Genomic DNA, 18710 nt, shown 5'->3' with positions numbered 1-18710 from the left:
ACCTTCGCTGGCGGGCGGGCCCTCGGGTCCGCCCGTATCGTCGAACGTGCAACCGGATGGGAGGCACCATGCTCGCCGCGGACAGACTGATCGCGCTCGCCCTGATGGGGCTGTCGCTTTACTTCATGTGGTATGCCAAGGCGCTGCCGATCGGCTGGGTCGCGGCGTCGGGCCCCGGCGGTGGAGCGTTCCCGTTCTGGCTGTCGGCGATCATGCTCGCGGCCTCGTCGCTGATCCTGCTGCGCAGTTTCATCAGCCATCCGCATGAGGGCGAGAAGTTCTTTCCCGATGCCGACGCCATTCCGCAGATCGCAGGGGTCGTGGCGCTGCTGGTGGCGACCATCGCGGTCATTCCCTTCATCGGCACCTATCTGGCGCTGATCGCGTTCCTGTTCATTTACCTGAAATTCTTCGGCCATCATGGCTGGATGCTGATCGGCATCCTGACGCTGGCCACCCCGGTCGTCGTGTTCTTCTTTTTCGAGGTGACGCTGAAAATCCTGCTGCCCAAGGGCTGGACCGAGCCGTTCTTCATCCCGCTTTACGCGATGTTCTTCTGAGGAGGGCCGAAAATGGAAGTTCTTGCCCTTCTCGCCGACGGTTTCGCGACCTCGCTGACACCGCTCAACATCATGATCGTGATCCTCGGCGTGACGGCGGGGCTGTTCATCGGCGCGATGCCGGGGCTGGGTTCGGTGAACGGCGTGGCGCTGGTGCTGCCGCTGACCTTCATCGTGCCGCCCACTTCGGCGATCATCCTGCTGGCGGCGATCTATTACGGCGCGATGTATGGCGGCGCGGTCAGTTCGATCCTGCTGGGGATCCCCGGCGCCTCGACGGCGGTCGCAACCACATTCGATGGCAGGCCGATGGCCCTGCAGGGCAAGGCGGGGCTGGCGCTGATCGCGGCGGCGGTGGCCTCGTTCGTGGGCGGCACGATCTCGGTGATCCTCTTCACGATCTTCGCGGCACCGCTGGCGGAACTGGCGCTGAAATTCGGCCCGGCCGAGGAATTCGCGCTTGTTCTGCTGGCCTTCACGACCTTCGTGGGGCTTGGCGGGGACGACACGCTCAAGACCATCGTGATGATCTGCCTCGGGCTGGTGCTGTCCACCGTGGGGCTGGACATGATCTCGGGCCAGCCGCGGCTGATCTTCGGCGACATTCCGGGTTTCTATTCGGGCATCAGCTTCCTGGTGCTGGCGATCGGGGTCTATGGCGTGGGCGAGGTGCTTTACACCATCGAGACCTCGCGCATCTCGCCCGCCGTCTCGACGGCACGGCTGCGGATGCGCGACCTGATCGACGGCATCCGCCAGATGAACCGCATGTGGAAGACCATGAGCTTCGGCTCGGTTCTGGGCTTCTTCGTCGGTATGCTGCCCGCCGCGGGCGCAACACCCGCCTCGCTGATGAGCTATGGCTTGGCACGGACTTTCTCGAAGAAGCCCGAGACCTTCGGCAAGGGCAATATCGAGGGCGTGGCCGCGCCCGAGACAGCCAACAATGCCGCCTCGACCGGATCGCTGCTGCCGATGCTGACGCTGGGCATCCCCGGTTCGCCCACCACCGCGCTGCTGCTGGGCGGCATGGTGATGTGGGGGCTGATGCCAGGGCCGATGCTGTTCATCGAGCAGCAGGATTTCGTCTGGGGGCTGATCAGTTCGCTCTACACCGCCAATCTGGCCGCGGTTCTGATAAACATCGCCCTGATCCCGCTATTCGTCTGGGCGCTGCGGATGCCGTTCTCGGTGCTCTGCGCGATGGTGCTGGTGCTGTGTATCCTGGGCGGCTATGCCCCCAGCCAGAAACTGCACGATGTATGGCTGATCGCACTCTTTGGGGTGGCGGGCTACATGCTGCGCAAGGCCGACTATCCGTTGGCCCCGCTGGTGCTGGCACTTGTGCTGGGCCCGTTGATGGAGAAAAGCTTCCGCCAGGCGCTGATCAGCGCGCAGGGCGATGTGACCTTCTTCATCTCGCGGCCGCTGTCGGCAACCTTCCTGGCGCTCGCGGCGATCTTCTTCGCGCTGCCGCTGATCAAGATGCTGCACCGGCGCATCGCCAAGCGTCCCGCGCCGGCCGAATGATCGGCCGGATGCCCGCAGGGACAACACGACCTAGAGAAAGGACATCGAGGTGACGACCATCAAGGCATTCCTCCAGGGACATGACGACACGAGCCCCGCCATCGGCGCGCCGGGCCGCGACTGGCTGAGCTATGGCGGACTGCGCGCGCTGGGCGACAAGGTGGCAGGCCAGCTTCACGCCGCGGGCGTGGGCCGGGGCGACCGGGTGGCCATCGTCCTGCCGAACGGGCCGGAAATGGCCACGGCCTTCGTCACCATCGCCCAGGCGGCGACGACCGCGCCGCTGAACCCCGCCTATCGCGAGGACGAATATGCCTTTTACCTCGAGGATCTGAAGGCCAAGGCCATCGTTCTGGCCGAGGGCTATGACGGCCCGGCGCTGGCCGCGGCCAATCGTTTCGGGCTGACCGTGATGCGGCTGCGCTTCGATCCGGCGGCACCAGCTGGGGAGTTCGAGCTTGTGGCCGAAGGCGGCGGCGGGGCCTGCGATACCGGCGAGCCGCTGCCCGGCGATGTCGCGCTGATCCTGCACACCTCGGGCACCACCTCGCGGCCCAAGATCGTGCCGCTGCTGCAATCGAATGTCGCCGCCTCGGCCGCGAATATCCGCGCCTCGCTGGACCTGACGCCTGCGGATCGCTGCCTGAACGTGATGCCGCTCTTTCATATCCACGGGCTCCTGGCCGCGGTCAGCGCGTCGCTTTCGGCGGGCGCCTCGATCTGGTGCGCGCCGGGCTTCGACGCGCTGAAATTCTTCGGCTGGCTCAAGGACGCGGACCCGACCTGGTATACCGCGGTGCCGACCATGCATCAGGCGATCCTGTCGCGCGCCAGCCGTAACCGCGACGTGATCGACGCCGCGCGGCTGCGCTTCCTGCGCTCCTCCTCGGCCTCGCTGCCTGCGCAGGTGATGATGGAACTGGCAGAGACCTTCGGCGCGCCGGTGATCGAGGGCTATGGCATGACCGAAGCCACCCACCAGATGTGTTCCAACCCGCTGCCGCCGCGCGCGCAGAAACCGGGCTCGGTCGGGGTCGAGGCGGGGCCGATGGTGCGCATCGCCCACGAGATCGAGGACCGGCTGGTTGACGGCACGGGCGAGGTGGTGATCTCGGGTCCCAACGTGACCCCGGGCTATGAGGGCAACCCCGAGGCAAACGCGAAAAGCTTCTTCGAGGCGGACGGCCAGCGCTGGTTCCGCACCGGCGATCAGGGCGCGTTCGACGATGACGGCTATCTGCACCTCACCGGGCGGCTGAAGGAGATCATCAACCGCGGCGGCGAAAAGGTCAGCCCACTGGAGGTCGATGGCGTGCTGATGGAGCATCCCGCGATCGCGCAATGCGTGACCTTCGCCCTGCCCCATCCCAAGCTTGGCGAGGAGGTGGCGGCAGCGGTCGTGCTGCGCGAGGGCGCGACCGCCACCGAGCGCGAGATCCGCGATTTCGCCGCCGCGCGCATGGCCGATTTCAAGGTGCCGCGCAAGGTGGTCATCCTTGACGAGATCCCGAAAGGCGCGACCGGCAAGCTGCAACGCATCGGCTTGGCCGAGAAGCTGGGGCTGGCGGAAAGCGCGGCTTGAAGGCAGCCCGGCCAAGGGCCGGGCTGCCTCCGGCGGGGATATTTACGGCCAGAAGAAGACAGGGCGGCGGGAGCGGGTCCGCGGCGAGACGAGGGATTGTGCATGAAGATCTGTGTGTTCGGGGCGGGCGCCATCGGCGGCTACATGGGGGCGAAGCTGGCGCAGGCCGGTGCCGAGGTCAGCCTGGTGGCGCGGGGGCCGCATCTGGCAGCGATGCAGGAAAACGGGCTGCGCCTGATCGAGGAGGAGAGCGGCACGGACGTGACTGTGCCGGTCACCGCCTCCGACAACGCTGCCGACCTGGGGCCGCAGGACTATGTCGTGATCACGCTCAAGGCGCATTCGGTGCCACCGGTGGTCGACAGGATGCAGCCGCTGATCGGCGAGAACACCACCATCGTCTGGGGCGTGAACGGCGTACCCTGGTGGTACTTCCACAAGGTCGGCGGGTTGTACGAGGGCACGCGGCTCGCAACGCTCGACCCGGGCGACGTGCAGTGGAACGGGTTCGGCCCGGACCGGATGCTGGGCTGCGTGGTCTACCCGGCGGCGGAAGTGATCGAGCCCGGCGTCGTCAAGCATATCGAGGGCAACCGCTTTTCGCTGGGCGAGCCGGACGGGTCGAAATCCGAGCGGGCACAGACGCTTTCGAAGGCGCTGAGCGAGGCGGGGCTGCGCGCGCCCGTGCGCCCGAAACTCCGCGATGAGATCTGGGTGAAGCTCTGGGGCAACCTGTCGTTCAACCCGATCTCGGCGTTGACCCATGCGACGCTCGACGTGCTGTGCACCGATCCGGGCACGCGGGAAGTGGCGCGCAACATGATGCTCGAGGCGCAGGAAATCGCCGAGAAGCTCGGCGTGAAGTTCCCCGTCAACGTGGACAAACGCATCGAGGGCGGCGCCGCGGTGGGCGCGCACCGGACCTCGATGCTGCAGGACCTGACCATGGGCCGACCGATGGAGATCGACGCGCTGGTGGGTTCGGTGCAAGAGCTGGGGCGCGTCACCGGCACGCCCACGCCAACCATCGACGCGGTCCTGGCGCTGGTCACGCTGCGGGCGCGAGTGGCCGGGCTTTACTGAGCGGGCATCGCCCGGACTCGAAGGGGGCGCCCGATGACGGGCGCCCCTTGTGTTTCTGGCGGCTCAGTCCTCGGCGACCGACAGCGCCACGAAGCGCGGTTCTCCATCTCGGCGCACGAGCAGCAGCAACGACTTGCGCCCCGCATCGCGGGCCTCGAAAATGCGGGCTTCGAGATCGGCAATGGTCAGCACCTTGCGCTGGCCTGCCTCGGTGATCAGGTCGCCCGCGCGAAGACCCTTTTCATAGGCCTCGCGCGCTTCGTCGATATCCTGAACGACAAGCCCTTCGGCGCCCGCGCCCAGTTCGAGCTGTTCCCGCAGCGCGTCGGTCAGGGGCGCAAGCGTCATGCCCAGCATCTCGCGCGTGTCGGGTTCCTCGGGGGTATCGGGCGAGGCGACCGCGGGCACGGCACCTTCGGCGGTTTCGCGGCGGCCCAGCGTCACGTCCAGCGTTTCAGTCTCGCCGCCGCGGAATACGGTCAGCTTGACGGTCTTGCCGACGGCGGTGTTGCCGACCTGGCGCACCAGCCCGCGGGTGTCATCCACCGTGACCCCGTCAAAGCTCAGGATCACGTCGCCCTGTTCCATGCCCGCCTCGGCTGCCGGGCCTTCGGGCACGTCGGTCACCAGCGCGCCGCGCGCCTCCTCGAGGCCCATCGCCTCGGCCATGTCGGGGGTCACGTCCTGAATGCGCACGCCCAGCCAGCCGCGCCGGGTCTCGCCGAACTCCTTGAGCTGGTCGACCACATTCGTCACCACCGTCGCGGACATCGCGAAACCGATCCCGATCGAGCCGCCATTGGGCGACAGGATCGCGGTGTTCACACCCACCACCTCGCCCGCCATGTTGAACAGCGGCCCACCCGAGTTGCCGCGGTTGATCGCGGCATCGGTCTGCAGGTAATCGTCATAGCTGCCCGAGAGCGCCCGGCCCCGGGCCGAGATGATGCCCGCCGAGACCGAGAAACCCTGACCCAGCGGGTTGCCCATGGCCATCACCCAGTCGCCCACACGCATCGCGTCGGACTCGCCGAAGGACACGAAGGGCAGCGGGCTGTCGCTTTCGACCTTCAGAAGCGCGATATCGGTATTGGGGTCGGTGCCGACAACGCTGGCCTTGAGGGTCGTGCCCGAGAAGAACTCGATGGTGATCTCGTCGGCCTTCTCGATGACGTGGTTGTTGGTGACGATATAGCCGTCGGGCGAGATCACGAAGCCCGAACCCAGCGCCTGACTGCGGCGTGGCGGGCGGGTGCCGTCCCGGTCCGGGTTCATGAAGTCGCGAAAGAAGTCCTCGAAAGGCGACCCCGGCGGGACCATCGGCGTCACGCCGGTATGGCCCGCAATCGTGGTCGAGGTGGTGATGTTGACCACCGCCGGGCTGACCTGCTCGGCGAGGTCGGCAAAGCTTTCGGGCGCGGCGCGGGCCAGCGCGCCGGATGCCTGTCCCAGCGCAAGGGCGGCGGCCAGCGCCAGCGCGCGCGCCGGGCCAAGCCAGGTCGGCGCGGGACGGGCGGGATTGGAAATGGCCTGCGATGTCACGCTTGGATCCTCCTGCATGCGTTCCCTGCGGGTCCGGCCAGAGCGTGCAGGGACCGAACCCCTTGTTTCCTGCGATATGCGCCTGTCCCAGGGCGGTGCAACTCAACGCCCGTCGCGGCGCGTCAACAGGCCGTGATGGGCGCAGTGTTTCACCCCGCAAGCCTTTGGGCAAGCCAGATGAGCGCGGTGCCCAGCGCAACGGCGACCAGCCCGATAAACCGCCGTGTTTCCGGCGGGATACGGCGGATCAGGTCAACCAGTTCGTCCAGACGCGAAGGGGCCAGTGCGAACACCAGCCCCTCCACGACCAGAACCAGCCCGATGGCCAGAACGACAAAGCTCATTGCGCCGCGGCAATCCCCGGAGCCGGCGGTTGCGGACGCTCGGCCTGCTTGAGATAGTCGAAGAACTCGCTGTCCGGCGTCAGCACCATCGACGAATTGCCCGCCATCAGCGAATTCTCGTAGGCCCGCAGCGAGCGCAGGAAGGCGAAGAACTCGGGATCGGCGCCGAAGGCTTCGGCGAAGATCGCGTTGCGCTCGGCATCGGCCTCGCCTCGGGTGATCTGCGCCTCGCGCTCGGCATCCGAGACCAGTTCCACCACGGTCCGGTCGGCGAGGGCGCGCACCCGCTGCGCCGCCTCGTTACCGCGGGCGATCTCGTCGGCGGCCTCGCGTTCACGCTCGGCCCGCATCCGGGCAAAGGTCGCCTCGAGGTTCTGTGCGGGCAAATTGGTCTGCTTCAGCCGCACGTCAACCACTTCCAGACCGATACTGCGGGCAAGCTCGCGCGACTGGTCGCGGATCCGCGTCATCAGGATGCGCCGATCCTCGGACAGGATGGTGTCCGACGTCACCTGATCGGCACCCAGAACGGCCCGGATCTGGGCGTTCAGGATCGAGGACAGCCGGTCCTCGGCCGCGCGCAACCCGCCGACGCCAACGGCCTGACGGAACTGCACCGCATCGGCGATGCGATAGCGGGCGAAGGCGTCGACCACGAGCCGGCGATCATCCGAGGGCGTGACCTCGATCGTGTCGGTGTCCAGCGACAGGATCCGGTCGTCATAGCGCACGACCTCCTGGATGAACGGGATCTTGAAGGCGAGCCCGGGCTCTTCCTTGACCGCCTTGATCTGGCCGAATTGCAGCACTAGCGCCTTTTCGCGCTCGTCCACCACGAAGATCGAGGACAGCCCCAGGATAAGCGCCAGGAACAGGATCGGAACGATCATCATCGTCTTGCGCATCTTCAGTTCCCCCCTGCCCCGGTCGTGCTGCGGCGCAGCTCGTTGAGCGGAAGGTAGGGCACCACGCCCTGACCGCCATCGCCGCCCAGCACCGCCGGGTCCAGAATGGTCTTGTCCACCTCGCCCATCACCTTTTCCATGGTTTCCAGATAAAGCCGCTTGCGCGTGACTTCTGGCGCCTTGACATATTCGGTCAGGACCGCCGTGAAGCGGCTGGCCTCACCCAGCGCCTCGTTGGTAACGCGGGCACGATAGCCTTCGGCCTGTTCGATGATCTGCGCGGCCTCGCCTCGGGCCTGGGCCACCACGCGGTTGGCATAGGCATCGGCCTGGCGTTGCAGACGGTCGCGTTCCTGTTCTGCGGCCTGCACCTCGCGGAAGCTGTCGATCACCTCGGCGGGCGGGTCGGCCTTGTCGAGGTTGATCCGCACGATGTTGATGCCGCTGTCATATTCGTCCAGCGTCTCCTGGATGTTCAGCCGCGCCGTGTCCGCGATGATGCCCCGGTCGCGGTTCAGGATCGGCGACAGCGGCGAGGCGGCGATGATCTCGCGCATCACCGATTCCGACACGGCCTGCACGGTCAGTTGCGGATCGCGGATGTTGAACAGCACCTTCGCCGGGTCGTTGATGTTCCAGACCACCTGGAAGTCGATATCCACGATATTTGCATCGGTGGTCAGCATCAGCCCGTCTTCGATGGCCCCCCGGCGCATGCCGATAGTCTCGGTGCGTTCGCCGGTAACGTTGACCACCTCGGCGGTGATGACCGGCCAGGGGGCAAAGTTCAGACCGGGCTGGCCGGTGGCATAATACTCGCCCAGAAACAGCTCGACCGATTGTTCCTCGGGCTTGACCGTGTAGAGCGAAGAGAAAAGCCAGACCCCGACGGCCGCCAGAACGCCGAGCGCGATCCCGCCCTTGGTCAGCTTTGGACCGGAGCCGCGCCCGCCACGCCCGCCCATCAGCACGCGCAACTGCTCCTGCCCGCGGCGCATCAGCTCGTCGATCTCGGGGATCTGGGGCGGCTCACCGCCGGGGCCGCGACCACCTCCGCCGCCATTACCGCCGCGGTTGCCACCGCCCTGGCCTCCGCCGCCCCAGGGACCGCCACTTTGTCCAGCCATCCAGGTCTTACCTCTTTCCTGTTACCGTTCTCGCTCGTCTCGCAAACTCGTGTGACCTAACTGGTCGCTCGGGGGCGGAATTCAACCCGCCTTCACCACGTCCTGACCGGCGCCTTCAACGTCACCAGTTCCTCTGCCATGGTCGGATGCACCGCGACGGTGCGGTCAAAGTCGTCCTTGGTCGCGCCCATCCGGATCGCGATCGCGGCCAACTGTATCATCTCGCCCGCATGGTCGGCGACGATATGACACCCCAAAACCCTGCGGGTATGGGCGCAGAGGATCAGCTTCATCAGTACCCGGTCCTCGCGTCCCGAAAAACCCGACTGCATCGGCCGGAACGCGGTTGCGTAGACCTCCACCCCGCCGCGGGCGCGCGCCTCTTCCTCGCTGAGTCCCACCGTTCCGAATTCGGGCCGGGTGAAGACGGCGCCGGGCACCAGTTCGTGATCGGCGCGCGTGGGGTTGCCCTTGAACACCGTCTCGACAAAGGCCGCGCCCTCGCGGATCGCCACGGGCGTCAGGTTGATGCGGTCGGTCACATCGCCCACCGCATAGATCGAGGGGACAGCGGTCTGGGAATAGCCGTCGACCTCGACCGCGCCGTTCCCCTTCAGCCCGATGCCCAGATCCTCAAGACCCAGACCCGCGGTGTTGGGGACTCGCCCGGTCGCGTAAAGCACCGCATCATATACCCCGTCATGTCCGTCGGTGGCCTTGACCCACAGCCCGTCCGCGACCCGGTCGATCCGCTGCACGTTGCAGCCCAGCCGAAGGCCGATGCCCTGGTCGCACATCGCCCCGGCGATATGGCCGCGCGCCTCTTCGTCGAAACCACGCAGGATCTGCGCGCCGCGATAATACTGCGTCACCTTGACGCCCAAGCCACTCAGGATGCACGCAAACTCGCAGGCGATATAGCCGCCACCGACGATCAGGATGCGCTTGGGCAGCGCCTCGAACCTGAACACCTCGTTCGAGGTGATGACATGCTCTGACCCCGGGAACTCGGGCACGAAGGGCCGACCGCCAGTCGCGACCAGGATATGGCGCGCGGTCTTCTCGGTGCCATCGGCCAGCCGCACGGTATGTGCATCGGCCAGCACGGCGCGCGTATCGAAGATTTCAACCCCTGCCTTCTGCAGGTTGCCGCGATAGATACCCTCAAGCCGATCAAGCTCCGCATCCAGCCTGGTCCGGAACGCCGCCCAGTCGAAGCCGCCCGCCGCGACATCCCATCCATAGGCGCGCGCATCCTGCATTGCGCCTGCATAACCCGAGGCGAAGACCATCAGCTTCTTGGGCACGCAGCCGCGAATCACGCAGGTCCCGCCCATGCGGTATTCCTCGGCCAGCCCGACCTGCGCGCCCGCCTCGGCCGCGGCCAGCCGCGCCGCCCGGACCCCGCCCGAACCGCCGCCGATGACGAAAAGATCGTAGTCGAAGGCCATGCCGCGCTCAGACATCCTTGAACAGGTTCTCGCTTTCGGCGAATTCCATGCTGTCCTGTTGCACGCTGCCCGCAGCCACGTCGCGCAGCTCGACCCGACCATCTCCGTGACCGATCACCACGGTGTCGCAGATGTCGATGAACAGCCCGTTTTCGACCACACCGGGAACCTGGTTCAGCACCAGCGCCAACTGCCGCGGGTTGCCGATGCGCAGCAGGTGGAGATCGAGGATATGGTTGCCCTCATCGGTGACAAAGGGCATCGCGCCGTTCATGCGGATCGTGACGTCGCGGCCCAGCACGTCCATTCCCTCCAGCATCTCCTCGACCAGCTTGCGCGTCGTCTTCCAGCCGAAGGGGATCACCTCGACGGGCAGCGGGAAGGCGCCCAGATGCGCCACCTCCTTGGCCGGATCGGCAATCACCACCATGCGGTCGGACGCGCTGGCGACGATCTTTTCCTGCAAATGCGCCCCGCCGCCCCCCTTGATGAGGTTCAGCTCGGCATCGAACTCGTCCGCCCCGTCGATGGTCAGGTCCAGCCAGCCCGCCTCGTCCAGCGCGATCACCTCGATCCCCACCTCGCGCGCAAGGTCGGCCGTGCGCGTCGAGGTCGGCACGCCCTTGATCTTCAGCCCCTCCTGGCGCACCCGCTCGCCCAGGCAGCGCACCATCCAGGCCGCGGTCGAGCCGGTGCCCAGCCCCACCTTCATCCCGTTCTCCACCATATCGCTGGCACGCTTGGCGGCAACGAACTTGGCCTTCTCGATGGGGGAAAGCTCGGCGGACATGGGGTGGTCTCCTCTCTCGGCTCCGTGCCCTTATAGGCAAGTTGGATCAGGGCTGCGAGGGACAATTGCGCAGGAGGCACGACCGCGCGCTCCGCACGAAACGTCGCTTTCGGGGTGGAAAATGTTGCCAGCCACGCCAGTTATGGTCACGGGGAGGATATCCGTGTATCTGTCCGTCTTCGACATCTTCAAGATCGGCATCGGGCCTTCGTCCTCGCACACGATGGGGCCGATGGTGGCCGCGGCGCGGTTTCTCGACCTGCTGCGCGCCTCTCCCTTTCGCGCCCATGGCCTGCGCGCGACGTTGCACGGCTCGCTGGCCTTCACGGGTGTCGGGCATGCCACCGATCGGGCAGTCATACTCGGCCTCGACGGGGTGAGCCCCGAAACCTACGATGCCAATGCCGCCGAAGCCGCCCTCGCCCGTATCCGGACCGAGAATCGCGTCGTGCCCGAGAGGCTGGACCCGCTCGCCTTCGATCCTGCCCGGGATCTGGTCTTCGACTACGACCGCGCGCTGCCGGGCCATGCCAATGGCATGGTCCTGTCTGCCACCGACGCCCAGGGCGACGTGATCCTGACCGAGACCTATTATTCCATCGGCGGCGGCTTCGTGCGCACGGCGGCCGAACTTGCGTCCGGTGATCCCGAGAACGGCGCAGGCGCCCCCGTCCCCTACCCCTTTCGCAACGCGGCCGAGATGCTGGACATGGCCGCCCGATCCGGCCTGACCATCGCGCAGATGAAGCGGCAGAACGAACTGACCCGGCGCAGCCCCCCCGCGCTTGACGACGGGCTTGCGGCGATCTGGACCGCGATGTGCGATTGCATCGACCGCGGGCTGGCCACCGACGGCACCCTGCCCGGCGGGCTGAACATACGCCGCAGGGCACATGCGATCCACCAGGCGCTGATCGCCGAACGCGGGCTGAACCTGACGCCGCCACACACGATCAACGACTGGATGAGCGTCTATGCCATGGCCGTGAACGAGGAAAACGCCGCCGGTGGCCGGGTGGTCACGGCGCCCACCAACGGCGCGGCGGGCGTGGTGCCCGCCACGATCCGCTACTGGCTGGATCATGTGCCCGGCGCGCAGCCCTCGAAAGTGGGGGATCTCCTGCTGACCGCGGCCGCCATCGGCAGCATCATCAAGCGCAACGCCTCGATCTCGGGCGCCGAATGCGGCTGCCAGGCCGAGGTCGGCTCGGCCGCGGCGATGGCGGCGGCGGGGCTGGCCGCGGTCATGGGCGGCAGCCCCGGACAGGTTGAAAACGCCGCCGAGATCGCGCTGGAACACCACCTGGGCATGACTTGCGATCCGGTGAAGGGGCTGGTTCAGGTGCCCTGCATCGAGCGTAACGGACTGGGCGCGATCAAGGCGGTCTCGGCCGCCTCGCTTGCGCTGCGCGGCGACGGGGACCATTTCGTGCCGCTCGATGCCTGCATCGAGACCATGCGCCAGACCGGCCGCGACATGAGCGAGAAATACAAGGAAACCGCGCTGGGCGGGCTGGCCGTCAACGTTCCGAACTGTTGAGCGGCGCCCCGGGCGCTTCCCATTGCCCCACATCCCGCGCGGGGCGCTGGACGGGATCGCACGGCCGGTGCATCACTGCGCGATGAGCCCCGCGCCCGACCGCATCCTCGCCGGCATAATGCTGATGATCGGCTTCACCGTCACCGCCCCGGTGATGGACAGCTTCGCCAAGCTGGCCTCGTCCGAAATCCCCGTCGCCCAGATCGCGGCCGCGCGCTTTGCCGTGCAGGCGGCGATCCTGGTTCCGCTGGCGGCGCTGCTTGGTCTCCTCACCCGCCCCACCCCGGGCGAGGCCGGACTGCACCTGCTGCGCGCCGGCCTGATCCTCGCCGCCACCTCCGCCTTCTTCGCCGCGCTGCGGGTGATGCCGCTGGCCGATGCCATCGCGATCTTCTTCGTCGAGCCCTTCATCCTGACGCTGCTGGGTGCGCTGGTGCTGGGCGAAACCGTGGGCTGGCGGCGGGTTCTGGCCTGTATCATCGGCTTTGTCGGCGCGCTCCTGGTGATCCGGCCGAGCTTCGCCGCCTTCGGGGCGGCGGCCCTGCTGCCGCTTCTGACGGCCTTGTTCTTCGCCTGCTACATGGTCGCGACCCGGCAGGTGGCGCGCCACACCCATCCGGTGGCGCTGCAGGCGTGGACGGCGCTGGGCGCCTGCGTGATCGTACTGCCGCTGCTCGCGGTCTTCGAGGGGTCCGGTATCGCCCCGCTCGACCCGGTCATGCCACGGGGCATCTTCTGGCTCTGGCTCGCCGGGGTGGGGCTTGCCGCCACCGTGGCGCATCTTTTCGTCAGCGCCGCGCTCAGATGCGCGCCGACCGCGGTGATCGCACCACTGCAATATCTCGAGATCGTCGCCGCCGCCATCCTCGGCTTCCTGATCTTCGACGACCTGCCCGATGCCCAGGCCTTGGTGGGCATCGCGATTATCATGGGTGCCGGACTTTACGTCTTCATGCGCGAGCGTCACCTGAACCGCCCGCCGCCACCTGCGCCATGAGCGCCGCGGCGGTGGCCTCCAGTTCCGTCTCGGGCAGGATGACCACCATGGCACCGGTCTCGATGCGCAGCGTCACCGGGCCGGTGACCTCGTTCGAGGTGCCGATCCGCCCGCCCGGCGCGAAGTCGAGCCCGGCGATCGGCCAGCGCAGCCCCTCGCTCTCCCCCCGCACCGGCCCCATCGGGAACAGCGACAGCCGCGCGCCTTGCGGCGGGGCAAGGCGCAACTCCGGCGGACAGAGAAAACAGATATCCGCCTCGCCGATCAGGATGCAGCGCCGGTCAGGATAGCGCGCCAGCGCGTTCATCGCCGCCAACGCATGGTCGATCCGTGCCCCCATGAAGCCCAACCCCAGGATCAACGGCGCGGCCACCGCTCGCAGGCATTTCTCGAAATCGGTGCTGTCCTGCTCGGCCACATGCTGCATCCGCTCGGGGGGCAGCACCACGCGTGCCCGATCGGAAATCGAATCGAAATCCCCGATCACCAACCGCGGTATCAGCCCCGCTGCGAGGACATGATCCGCCCCGCCATCGGCCGCCACCAATTCGGCCGCAAGGCGGCGCACACGCGCTAGGTGATTCGGGTTAACGAAACCACCCCCGATGATTGCGATTGCGTCGGGACTTCGGATCAAATCTGGCGACATCACGGCAGCAATGAGTCAGGATCGGAGTTAACTCAACCGAAACGCTGAAAAATCCACGAAAAAACACTTTCTGTTCATCTTTGCGAAGGAGCCTATGGTAAATACTCGCCCGATCAAGCCGGGGGAAGAAAGCGAGCGTCCATGGTCGGTGCAAGCAAGATATTGACGGTGTCCTACGGCACCTTCTCATGCACGCTCGAGGGATTCGAGGATTCCTTTGGCACGATGAAGGCAATCGCCGAGTATTTTCGCGATCTCGCCGCGGATGATCGGTTCTTCGGTGCCGAACCGCCAAGCCCGGATGCCCGAATGCTGCAAAGCATCGTAGAACGCGAGATCCGCAAGCGCGTCGAAGCGCGCGTGGATGAGGACGGAATCGTGCTTCGTCCGGCGCCTCGGACCGGCGCCGGAATCGCTCCCGACGTGCCGCCGGTCTTTGCTGAGGCCATGTCCCGGACCGCCGTCCCGACAGCGCAGGACAGCCTCCCCCCGCACGGCGCGCGGCCGTCCGACGAACCGGAAACCGTCGCGGCCAAACTCGCGCGCATCCGCGCGGTGGTCGAGAGCGCCCGCACAGCCGCTCCGGCCGAGTATTCCGCCCCCTTCCTCGACACCGCAAGCGACGCGCCTGCCCCCCTCCGGAAGGAGGGCCACCCCGCCCCAAAGTCGCCTGACCCGACCGCAGAAGCGTCGGGCCTCCCCCTTGCCGGACCGACCGATGAATCGCGCGTCGGAACCGACAAAGACACCGCTTTGGCCAGCGACCCGATCCCGGTCAAGGCCCCCGAGTCCCCGTCGGCTGATGCGACGGGACACGCCGATATGAACGAACCTGCGCTCGGATCGCGGGTGGCGGCACGCGCGCCGACCAGGCCGGACCATCCCCCCGCCCCGGATTCCGTCGCCGCCCCGGTTGTTGCACAAGGGATCGAAACCGTACCGCCGCGCGCCCGCGCCCGGGTGCTCAAGCTCAAGCGCGAAACCGTTGCGGCTCACTGGCCCGAGGCACCTCGCCCCGCAGCCGCGCCGCCGTCACCCGAGCGGGACCGGAGGCTGGACGAGCCGCGCCTCGCTGATGCAGCCGAGGCCGAGCTTCAGGCCAAACTCGCCGCGATCTGGACCGAATTCGCCGCCGTCGGTTCTCTGCAAGACCCCGGGACCGCCCCCGCGCCGGAGACGCCCACGCGCGCCCTGACCGACGACATGCCTCGGATGCCGCAGGACGACAGATCGTCCGAGACGGCAGGAGCCGCCCCCTGCGGGCCGGTCGAACCGGACGCGCCCGAGGACATGGCACCCGGCGCGGCGCGCCCGGACGATAGCGCCATGCAACATGCCCCCCCCGCAGAGCAGGGGCCGCTTGTGCTGGACAGCCCGCTCGGATTCGAGGACCGGCTGTCCGCAGAAACCACTCCTGCGCAGGCTGAACCGGGCAACGCCATCGCAATGAGGATCGACACCGACGCACATCCTGACGATCAGTCCGACGATCCGGTTGACTCGCCGTCCCCCGCGCAGGTCGAAACCGCGGTTCAGCGGATCTGGGACGAGACCAATACCAAGCTCGACGGGATCGAGCAAACGCGCCGCCACAGTTCGATCGCACATCTCAAGGCAGCCGTGGCTGCGACCTTCGCCGATATCCGGTCAGGTACGGCGCGCACCGCAGGGTCCGAGGATGAGCACGCCCGTCGACCCTATCGCCAGGTTCTGGCCAAGGTCGTGCGCGGCGACCGCTCGGATTCGTCCGACGCACCGACCGGCCAACACCGGCATCTTGCTCCGCTGATGCTGGTCTCAGAACAACGCGTTGACATACCGCAGTCCCTGCCGGGCGAGGCGAGAATGGCACTCCGCCCGCGCGGCATGACCGCCAGAGACGCCGCGGACGCGCCGGAAAGCGCGTTGCCCGACGGGAATGCCGCCGGGACGCTTGGCTTCACCCGCTATCTTGCCGATCACGGCACCACCGGGATTGCCGGGGTGATCGAGGCCGCGGCGACCTATCTGCAGACGGAACGGGGCCACGAGCGGTTTACACGCCCCGAGGTGCTGCGTCTGTCACTGGACCATTCCGAAGCAGACATCTCGCGCGGGGAGGCTCTGCGCGCCTTCGCCGGACTGTTGCGCATCGGCACATTCCGAAAGGTCGGACGCGGCGCGTTCGTTCTGGCCGCGCGCGCCCCCGAAGGCGACACGCCCGAAGCCGAGCGCCGCCACGCCTGACGTTCGGTGCGCCGACGAGGTGGCCCGTGCCGTGCTCTGCACACAGCGCTCTCCCTGTTGACCTGACACGAATCTCAGTGCCGACCGCGATCATCCTTGCGACCCGCCAGATCCGCAGCGTCAGGCTCTTCCTGCGCGGATGGCGCACGCGGTGTTGCGGTCCGGGCGTCAGGGTCTGGCTGGCCTATCCCCCGGAACACAAATCGGAAGGGCAGCGCCCAGACGATGCCGAGCGCCACATAGACCACCAGCTCGACCCAGAAGGGCGGACGGTCGAACAGACCCACGACGGTCACCGCGGCAACCACATAGGCCGGCAGCCCGATCAGAAGGATCACGAGCGACCAGCGGCGGCGGGCTTTCCAGGACAGGGCCATCAATCTGCGAAGGGGTCGGTTACAAGGATGGTATCGTCACGTTCGGGCGATGTTGAGAGTAGTGCGACCGGGCACTGGATCAACTCCTCGACCCGGCGGACATACTTGATCGCGTTGGCGGGCAGGTCGGCCCAGCTGCGCGCGCCTTCCGTCGAGTCCGACCAGCCGGGCAGGTCCTCGTAGATCGGCACGCAGCGCGCCTGCTGGTCGGCCGCTGTCGGCAGATAGTCCAGCCGCTGGCCATCCAGATCATAGCCCACGCAGAGCCGCAGCGTCTCGAACCCGTCCAGAACATCGAGCTTGGTCAGTGCGATCCCGCTCACCCCGGAGGTGGCGCAGGTCTGGCGCACGAGGACCGCGTCGAACCAGCCGCAGCGCCGCTTGCGCCCCGTCACCGTGCCGAATTCCCGGCCCCGCTCGCCCAGTCGTTCGCCATCGGAATCGCCCAGTTCGGTCGGAAACGGCCCCTCGCCCACGCGCGTCGTATAGGCCTTGACGATGCCGAGGACGAAATCGATCGCGCCCGGTCCCAGGCCGGTTCCGGTCGCGGCCTGGCCTGCGATGGTGTTCGACGAGGTGACGAAGGGATAGGTGCCGAAGTCGATATCCAGCAGCGCCCCCTGCGCGCCCTCGAACAGGATGCGCTTGCCCGCGCGCCGCGCCTCGGTCATCACCTTCCAGACCGGCGCGGCATAACGCAGCAGTTCGGGGGCAATGGCGCGCAGATCGGCCAGCAGCGCGTCCCGGTCGATCTCGGACAGGCCCAGCCCCGCGCGCAGGGCATTGTGATGCACCAGCGCCCGGTCCACCCGCAATTCCAGTGTCGCGTCATCGGCCAGATCGGCCACCCGGATCACCCGGCGCCCCACCTTGTCCTCGTAGCAGGGCCCGATCCCGCGCCCGGTCGTGCCGATCTTCGCCACCGCCGTCTGCGCCTCGCGCGCGCGGTCCAGTTCGCCATGAAAGGGTAGGATCAGCGGTGTGTTCTCGGCGACCATCAGCGTCTCGGGCGAGATCTCGACGCCCTGGGCCCGGATCGCCTCGATCTCCTTGAGAAGATGCCAGGGATCGAGCACCACGCCATTGCCGATCACCGAAAGCTTGCCGCCCCGCACCACGCCCGAGGGCAGCGCATTGAGCTTGTAGGTGACGCCGCCGATCACCAGCGTATGGCCGGCATTGTGGCCGCCCTGGAACCGCGCGACGACATCCGCGCGCTCGGACAGCCAGTCGACGATCTTGCCCTTCCCCTCGTCGCCCCACTGGGCGCCGACGACGACGACATTGGCCATGGCGGACTTCCTCGCTTAGCTGGATGCAAACCCGCGCCGGTATATCGGCCATGGTCGCCGAGGCAAGCGGTTTTCTCGGACAATGCCGCCGCGGCACAGACCGACCGCCGACCGGCGGGATTTCGCGTCCATCCCGCGGGTCCGAACGTCCCTGCGACGATGAGGCAGGCCATTTTTCGCCGCAACGGGACTATCCAGAGGTAGACTCTGCCGCGAGTCGGCTTCTGTCGAAATATAACCACGGAGGACGAGAAATGTCCGGATTTCTGCTTCGTTGGGCGATTGCCGCAATCCTTCTGGCAGCCGCCTACAACCCGACCCAATACAACTACACGACCTGGGCGCAGGCGAACTTCGAAGGTGACCAGAGGGCCCTGGTAATCGGGCTCGGCGCCATGCTCGCCATCGCGTTTCTGGTCTACCTCATCGGCACGCTGCGCGCGCTGGGTGTCGTGGGCCTGTTCCTTGTCGTCATCATCTTCGGCCTTCTGGGCTATATCCTGATCGACAAGGGCATCATCGAGCCCGTCATCAGCGCGACCAATATCTGGGGCGGCATCGCGGTGCTGTCGCTGATCCTGGCCGCCGCGATGAGCTGGCGCCGCGGCACCAAGGCTCCGGCCAAGAAGAGCACTCCTGCCAAGAAGCCCGAGACCAAGACCGCTCAGGCCTGAAGGGGTTGCGGGGGCGGCCCGTTGGGCTTAGGTAGACCGCC

Annotated in this window: 17 protein-coding genes; 8 read left to right on the top strand and 9 right to left on the bottom strand. The window is 67.1% G+C overall.

Annotated features, from left to right (window positions below):
* Positions 1-68: 68 nt before the first annotated feature.
* The 4 genes from EV216_RS07665 (at position 69) to EV216_RS07650 (ending at position 4755) form a co-directional block, all read left to right on the top strand.
* On the top strand, positions 69-560 hold the full coding sequence (locus EV216_RS07665; protein WP_132694476.1) for a tripartite tricarboxylate transporter TctB family protein: 492 nt from the start codon (positions 69-71) through the stop codon (positions 558-560).
* A 12-nt stretch (positions 561-572) separates the two neighbouring features.
* A complete protein-coding gene (locus EV216_RS07660; RefSeq protein ID WP_132694475.1) occupies positions 573-2090 on the top strand; it encodes a tripartite tricarboxylate transporter permease in 1518 nt (505 codons plus the stop codon).
* Positions 2091-2139: 49 nt separating this feature from the next.
* Positions 2140-3672 carry an acyl--CoA ligase gene (locus tag EV216_RS07655; protein WP_132694474.1) on the top strand — a complete coding sequence of 511 codons (1533 nt, stop codon included), beginning with the start codon at positions 2140-2142 and terminating at the stop codon, positions 3670-3672.
* 102 nt (positions 3673-3774) lie between these two features.
* The gene (locus tag EV216_RS07650; protein WP_132694473.1) at positions 3775-4755 is read left to right on the top strand and encodes a 2-dehydropantoate 2-reductase; all 981 of its coding nucleotides are present in this window, start codon (positions 3775-3777) and stop codon (positions 4753-4755) included.
* Between the two features lie 63 nt (positions 4756-4818).
* Here the strand turns inward: EV216_RS07650 and EV216_RS07645 are convergent, their stop codons facing one another.
* The 6 genes from EV216_RS07645 to rpiA form a co-directional block, all read right to left on the bottom strand.
* Positions 4819-6315, bottom strand: coding sequence for a DegQ family serine endoprotease (locus tag EV216_RS07645; RefSeq protein ID WP_132694472.1), 1497 nt, complete (start codon positions 6313-6315; stop codon positions 4819-4821).
* Between the two features lie 131 nt (positions 6316-6446).
* A complete protein-coding gene (locus tag EV216_RS07640; RefSeq protein ID WP_132694471.1) occupies positions 6447-6641 on the bottom strand; it encodes a DUF2065 domain-containing protein in 195 nt (64 codons plus the stop codon).
* Positions 6638-7546 carry a protease modulator HflC gene (hflC, locus tag EV216_RS07635; protein WP_132694470.1) on the bottom strand — a complete coding sequence of 303 codons (909 nt, stop codon included), beginning with the start codon at positions 7544-7546 and terminating at the stop codon, positions 6638-6640. Before hflC ends, EV216_RS07640 begins: the two co-directional genes overlap by 4 nt.
* A gap of 2 nt (positions 7547-7548) precedes the next feature.
* Positions 7549-8673 (bottom strand): FtsH protease activity modulator HflK, encoded by a 1125-nt coding sequence (hflK, locus tag EV216_RS07630; RefSeq protein WP_132694469.1) that lies wholly within the window; start codon positions 8671-8673, stop codon positions 7549-7551.
* A gap of 92 nt (positions 8674-8765) precedes the next feature.
* The gene (gene gor, locus EV216_RS07625; protein ID WP_132694468.1) at positions 8766-10124 is read right to left on the bottom strand and encodes a glutathione-disulfide reductase; all 1359 of its coding nucleotides are present in this window, start codon (positions 10122-10124) and stop codon (positions 8766-8768) included.
* 7 nt (positions 10125-10131) lie between these two features.
* A complete protein-coding gene (gene rpiA, locus EV216_RS07620; protein ID WP_132694467.1) occupies positions 10132-10914 on the bottom strand; it encodes a ribose-5-phosphate isomerase RpiA in 783 nt (260 codons plus the stop codon).
* A 163-nt stretch (positions 10915-11077) separates the two neighbouring features.
* Here rpiA and EV216_RS07615 point away from each other — a divergent pair, with 163 nt between their 5' ends.
* Complete coding sequence (locus EV216_RS07615; RefSeq protein ID WP_132694466.1) at positions 11078-12454, top strand: L-serine ammonia-lyase; 1377 nt, start codon at positions 11078-11080, stop codon at positions 12452-12454.
* A gap of 82 nt (positions 12455-12536) precedes the next feature.
* Positions 12537-13451, top strand: coding sequence for a DMT family transporter (locus EV216_RS07610; RefSeq protein ID WP_132694465.1), 915 nt, complete (start codon positions 12537-12539; stop codon positions 13449-13451).
* Here the strand turns inward: EV216_RS07610 and EV216_RS07605 are convergent.
* Entirely contained in the window at positions 13405-14100 is a 696-nt protein-coding gene (locus tag EV216_RS07605) for a thiamine diphosphokinase (protein WP_132694464.1), read from the bottom strand. The genes EV216_RS07610 and EV216_RS07605 overlap by 47 nt on opposite strands.
* Positions 14101-14268: 168 nt before the next feature.
* Between EV216_RS07605 and EV216_RS07600 the strand changes: the two genes are divergently transcribed.
* Positions 14269-16326, top strand: coding sequence for a hypothetical protein (locus tag EV216_RS07600; RefSeq protein ID WP_165899185.1), 2058 nt, complete (start codon positions 14269-14271; stop codon positions 16324-16326).
* Positions 16327-16400: 74 nt separating this feature from the next.
* Here the strand turns inward: EV216_RS07600 and EV216_RS07595 are convergent, their stop codons facing one another.
* Together EV216_RS07595 and EV216_RS07590 are read right to left on the bottom strand one after the other, a co-directional pair.
* Positions 16401-16703, bottom strand: coding sequence for a DUF2842 domain-containing protein (locus tag EV216_RS07595; RefSeq protein WP_132694462.1), 303 nt, complete (start codon positions 16701-16703; stop codon positions 16401-16403).
* Positions 16703-17995, bottom strand: a complete 1293-nt coding sequence (locus tag EV216_RS07590) for an adenylosuccinate synthase (RefSeq protein ID WP_132694461.1) — start codon at positions 17993-17995, stop codon at positions 16703-16705. Before EV216_RS07590 ends, EV216_RS07595 begins: the two co-directional genes overlap by 1 nt.
* A 254-nt stretch (positions 17996-18249) precedes the next feature.
* Here EV216_RS07590 and EV216_RS07585 point away from each other — a divergent pair, with 254 nt between their 5' ends.
* Positions 18250-18669, top strand: a complete 420-nt coding sequence (locus EV216_RS07585) for a DUF6524 family protein (protein WP_132694460.1) — start codon at positions 18250-18252, stop codon at positions 18667-18669.
* Positions 18670-18710 lie beyond the last annotated feature (41 nt).

The organism is Rhodovulum steppense, from assembly GCF_004339675.1.
In the GTDB taxonomy this organism is placed as follows: domain Bacteria; phylum Pseudomonadota; class Alphaproteobacteria; order Rhodobacterales; family Rhodobacteraceae; genus Rhodovulum; species Rhodovulum steppense.
This window is presented reverse-complemented; position numbering and strand designations above follow the sequence as displayed.

Bases quoted from the DNA above. Each gene is read 5' to 3' on its own strand.
- EV216_RS07665 (WP_132694476.1), top strand. From the start codon at position 69: ATGCTCGCCGCGGACAGACTGATCGCGCTCGCCCTGATGGGGCTGTCG.
- EV216_RS07660 (WP_132694475.1), top strand. From the start codon at position 573: ATGGAAGTTCTTGCCCTTCTCGCCGACGGTTTCGCGACCTCGCTGACA.
- EV216_RS07650 (WP_132694473.1), top strand. From the start codon at position 3,775: ATGAAGATCTGTGTGTTCGGGGCGGGCGCCATCGGCGGCTACATGGGG.
- EV216_RS07645 (WP_132694472.1), bottom strand. From the start codon at position 6,315: ATGCAGGAGGATCCAAGCGTGACATCGCAGGCCATTTCCAATCCCGCC.
- EV216_RS07640 (WP_132694471.1), bottom strand. From the start codon at position 6,641: ATGAGCTTTGTCGTTCTGGCCATCGGGCTGGTTCTGGTCGTGGAGGGG.
- hflC (WP_132694470.1), bottom strand. From the start codon at position 7,546: ATGCGCAAGACGATGATGATCGTTCCGATCCTGTTCCTGGCGCTTATC.
- hflK (WP_132694469.1), bottom strand. From the start codon at position 8,673: ATGGCTGGACAAAGTGGCGGTCCCTGGGGCGGCGGAGGCCAGGGCGGT.
- gor (WP_132694468.1), bottom strand. From the start codon at position 10,124: ATGGCCTTCGACTACGATCTTTTCGTCATCGGCGGCGGTTCGGGCGGG.
- rpiA (WP_132694467.1), bottom strand. From the start codon at position 10,914: ATGTCCGCCGAGCTTTCCCCCATCGAGAAGGCCAAGTTCGTTGCCGCC.
- EV216_RS07610 (WP_132694465.1), top strand. From the start codon at position 12,537: ATGAGCCCCGCGCCCGACCGCATCCTCGCCGGCATAATGCTGATGATC.
- EV216_RS07605 (WP_132694464.1), bottom strand. From the start codon at position 14,100: ATGTCGCCAGATTTGATCCGAAGTCCCGACGCAATCGCAATCATCGGG.
- EV216_RS07595 (WP_132694462.1), bottom strand. From the start codon at position 16,703: ATGGCCCTGTCCTGGAAAGCCCGCCGCCGCTGGTCGCTCGTGATCCTT.
- EV216_RS07590 (WP_132694461.1), bottom strand. From the start codon at position 17,995: ATGGCCAATGTCGTCGTCGTCGGCGCCCAGTGGGGCGACGAGGGGAAG.
- EV216_RS07585 (WP_132694460.1), top strand. From the start codon at position 18,250: ATGTCCGGATTTCTGCTTCGTTGGGCGATTGCCGCAATCCTTCTGGCA.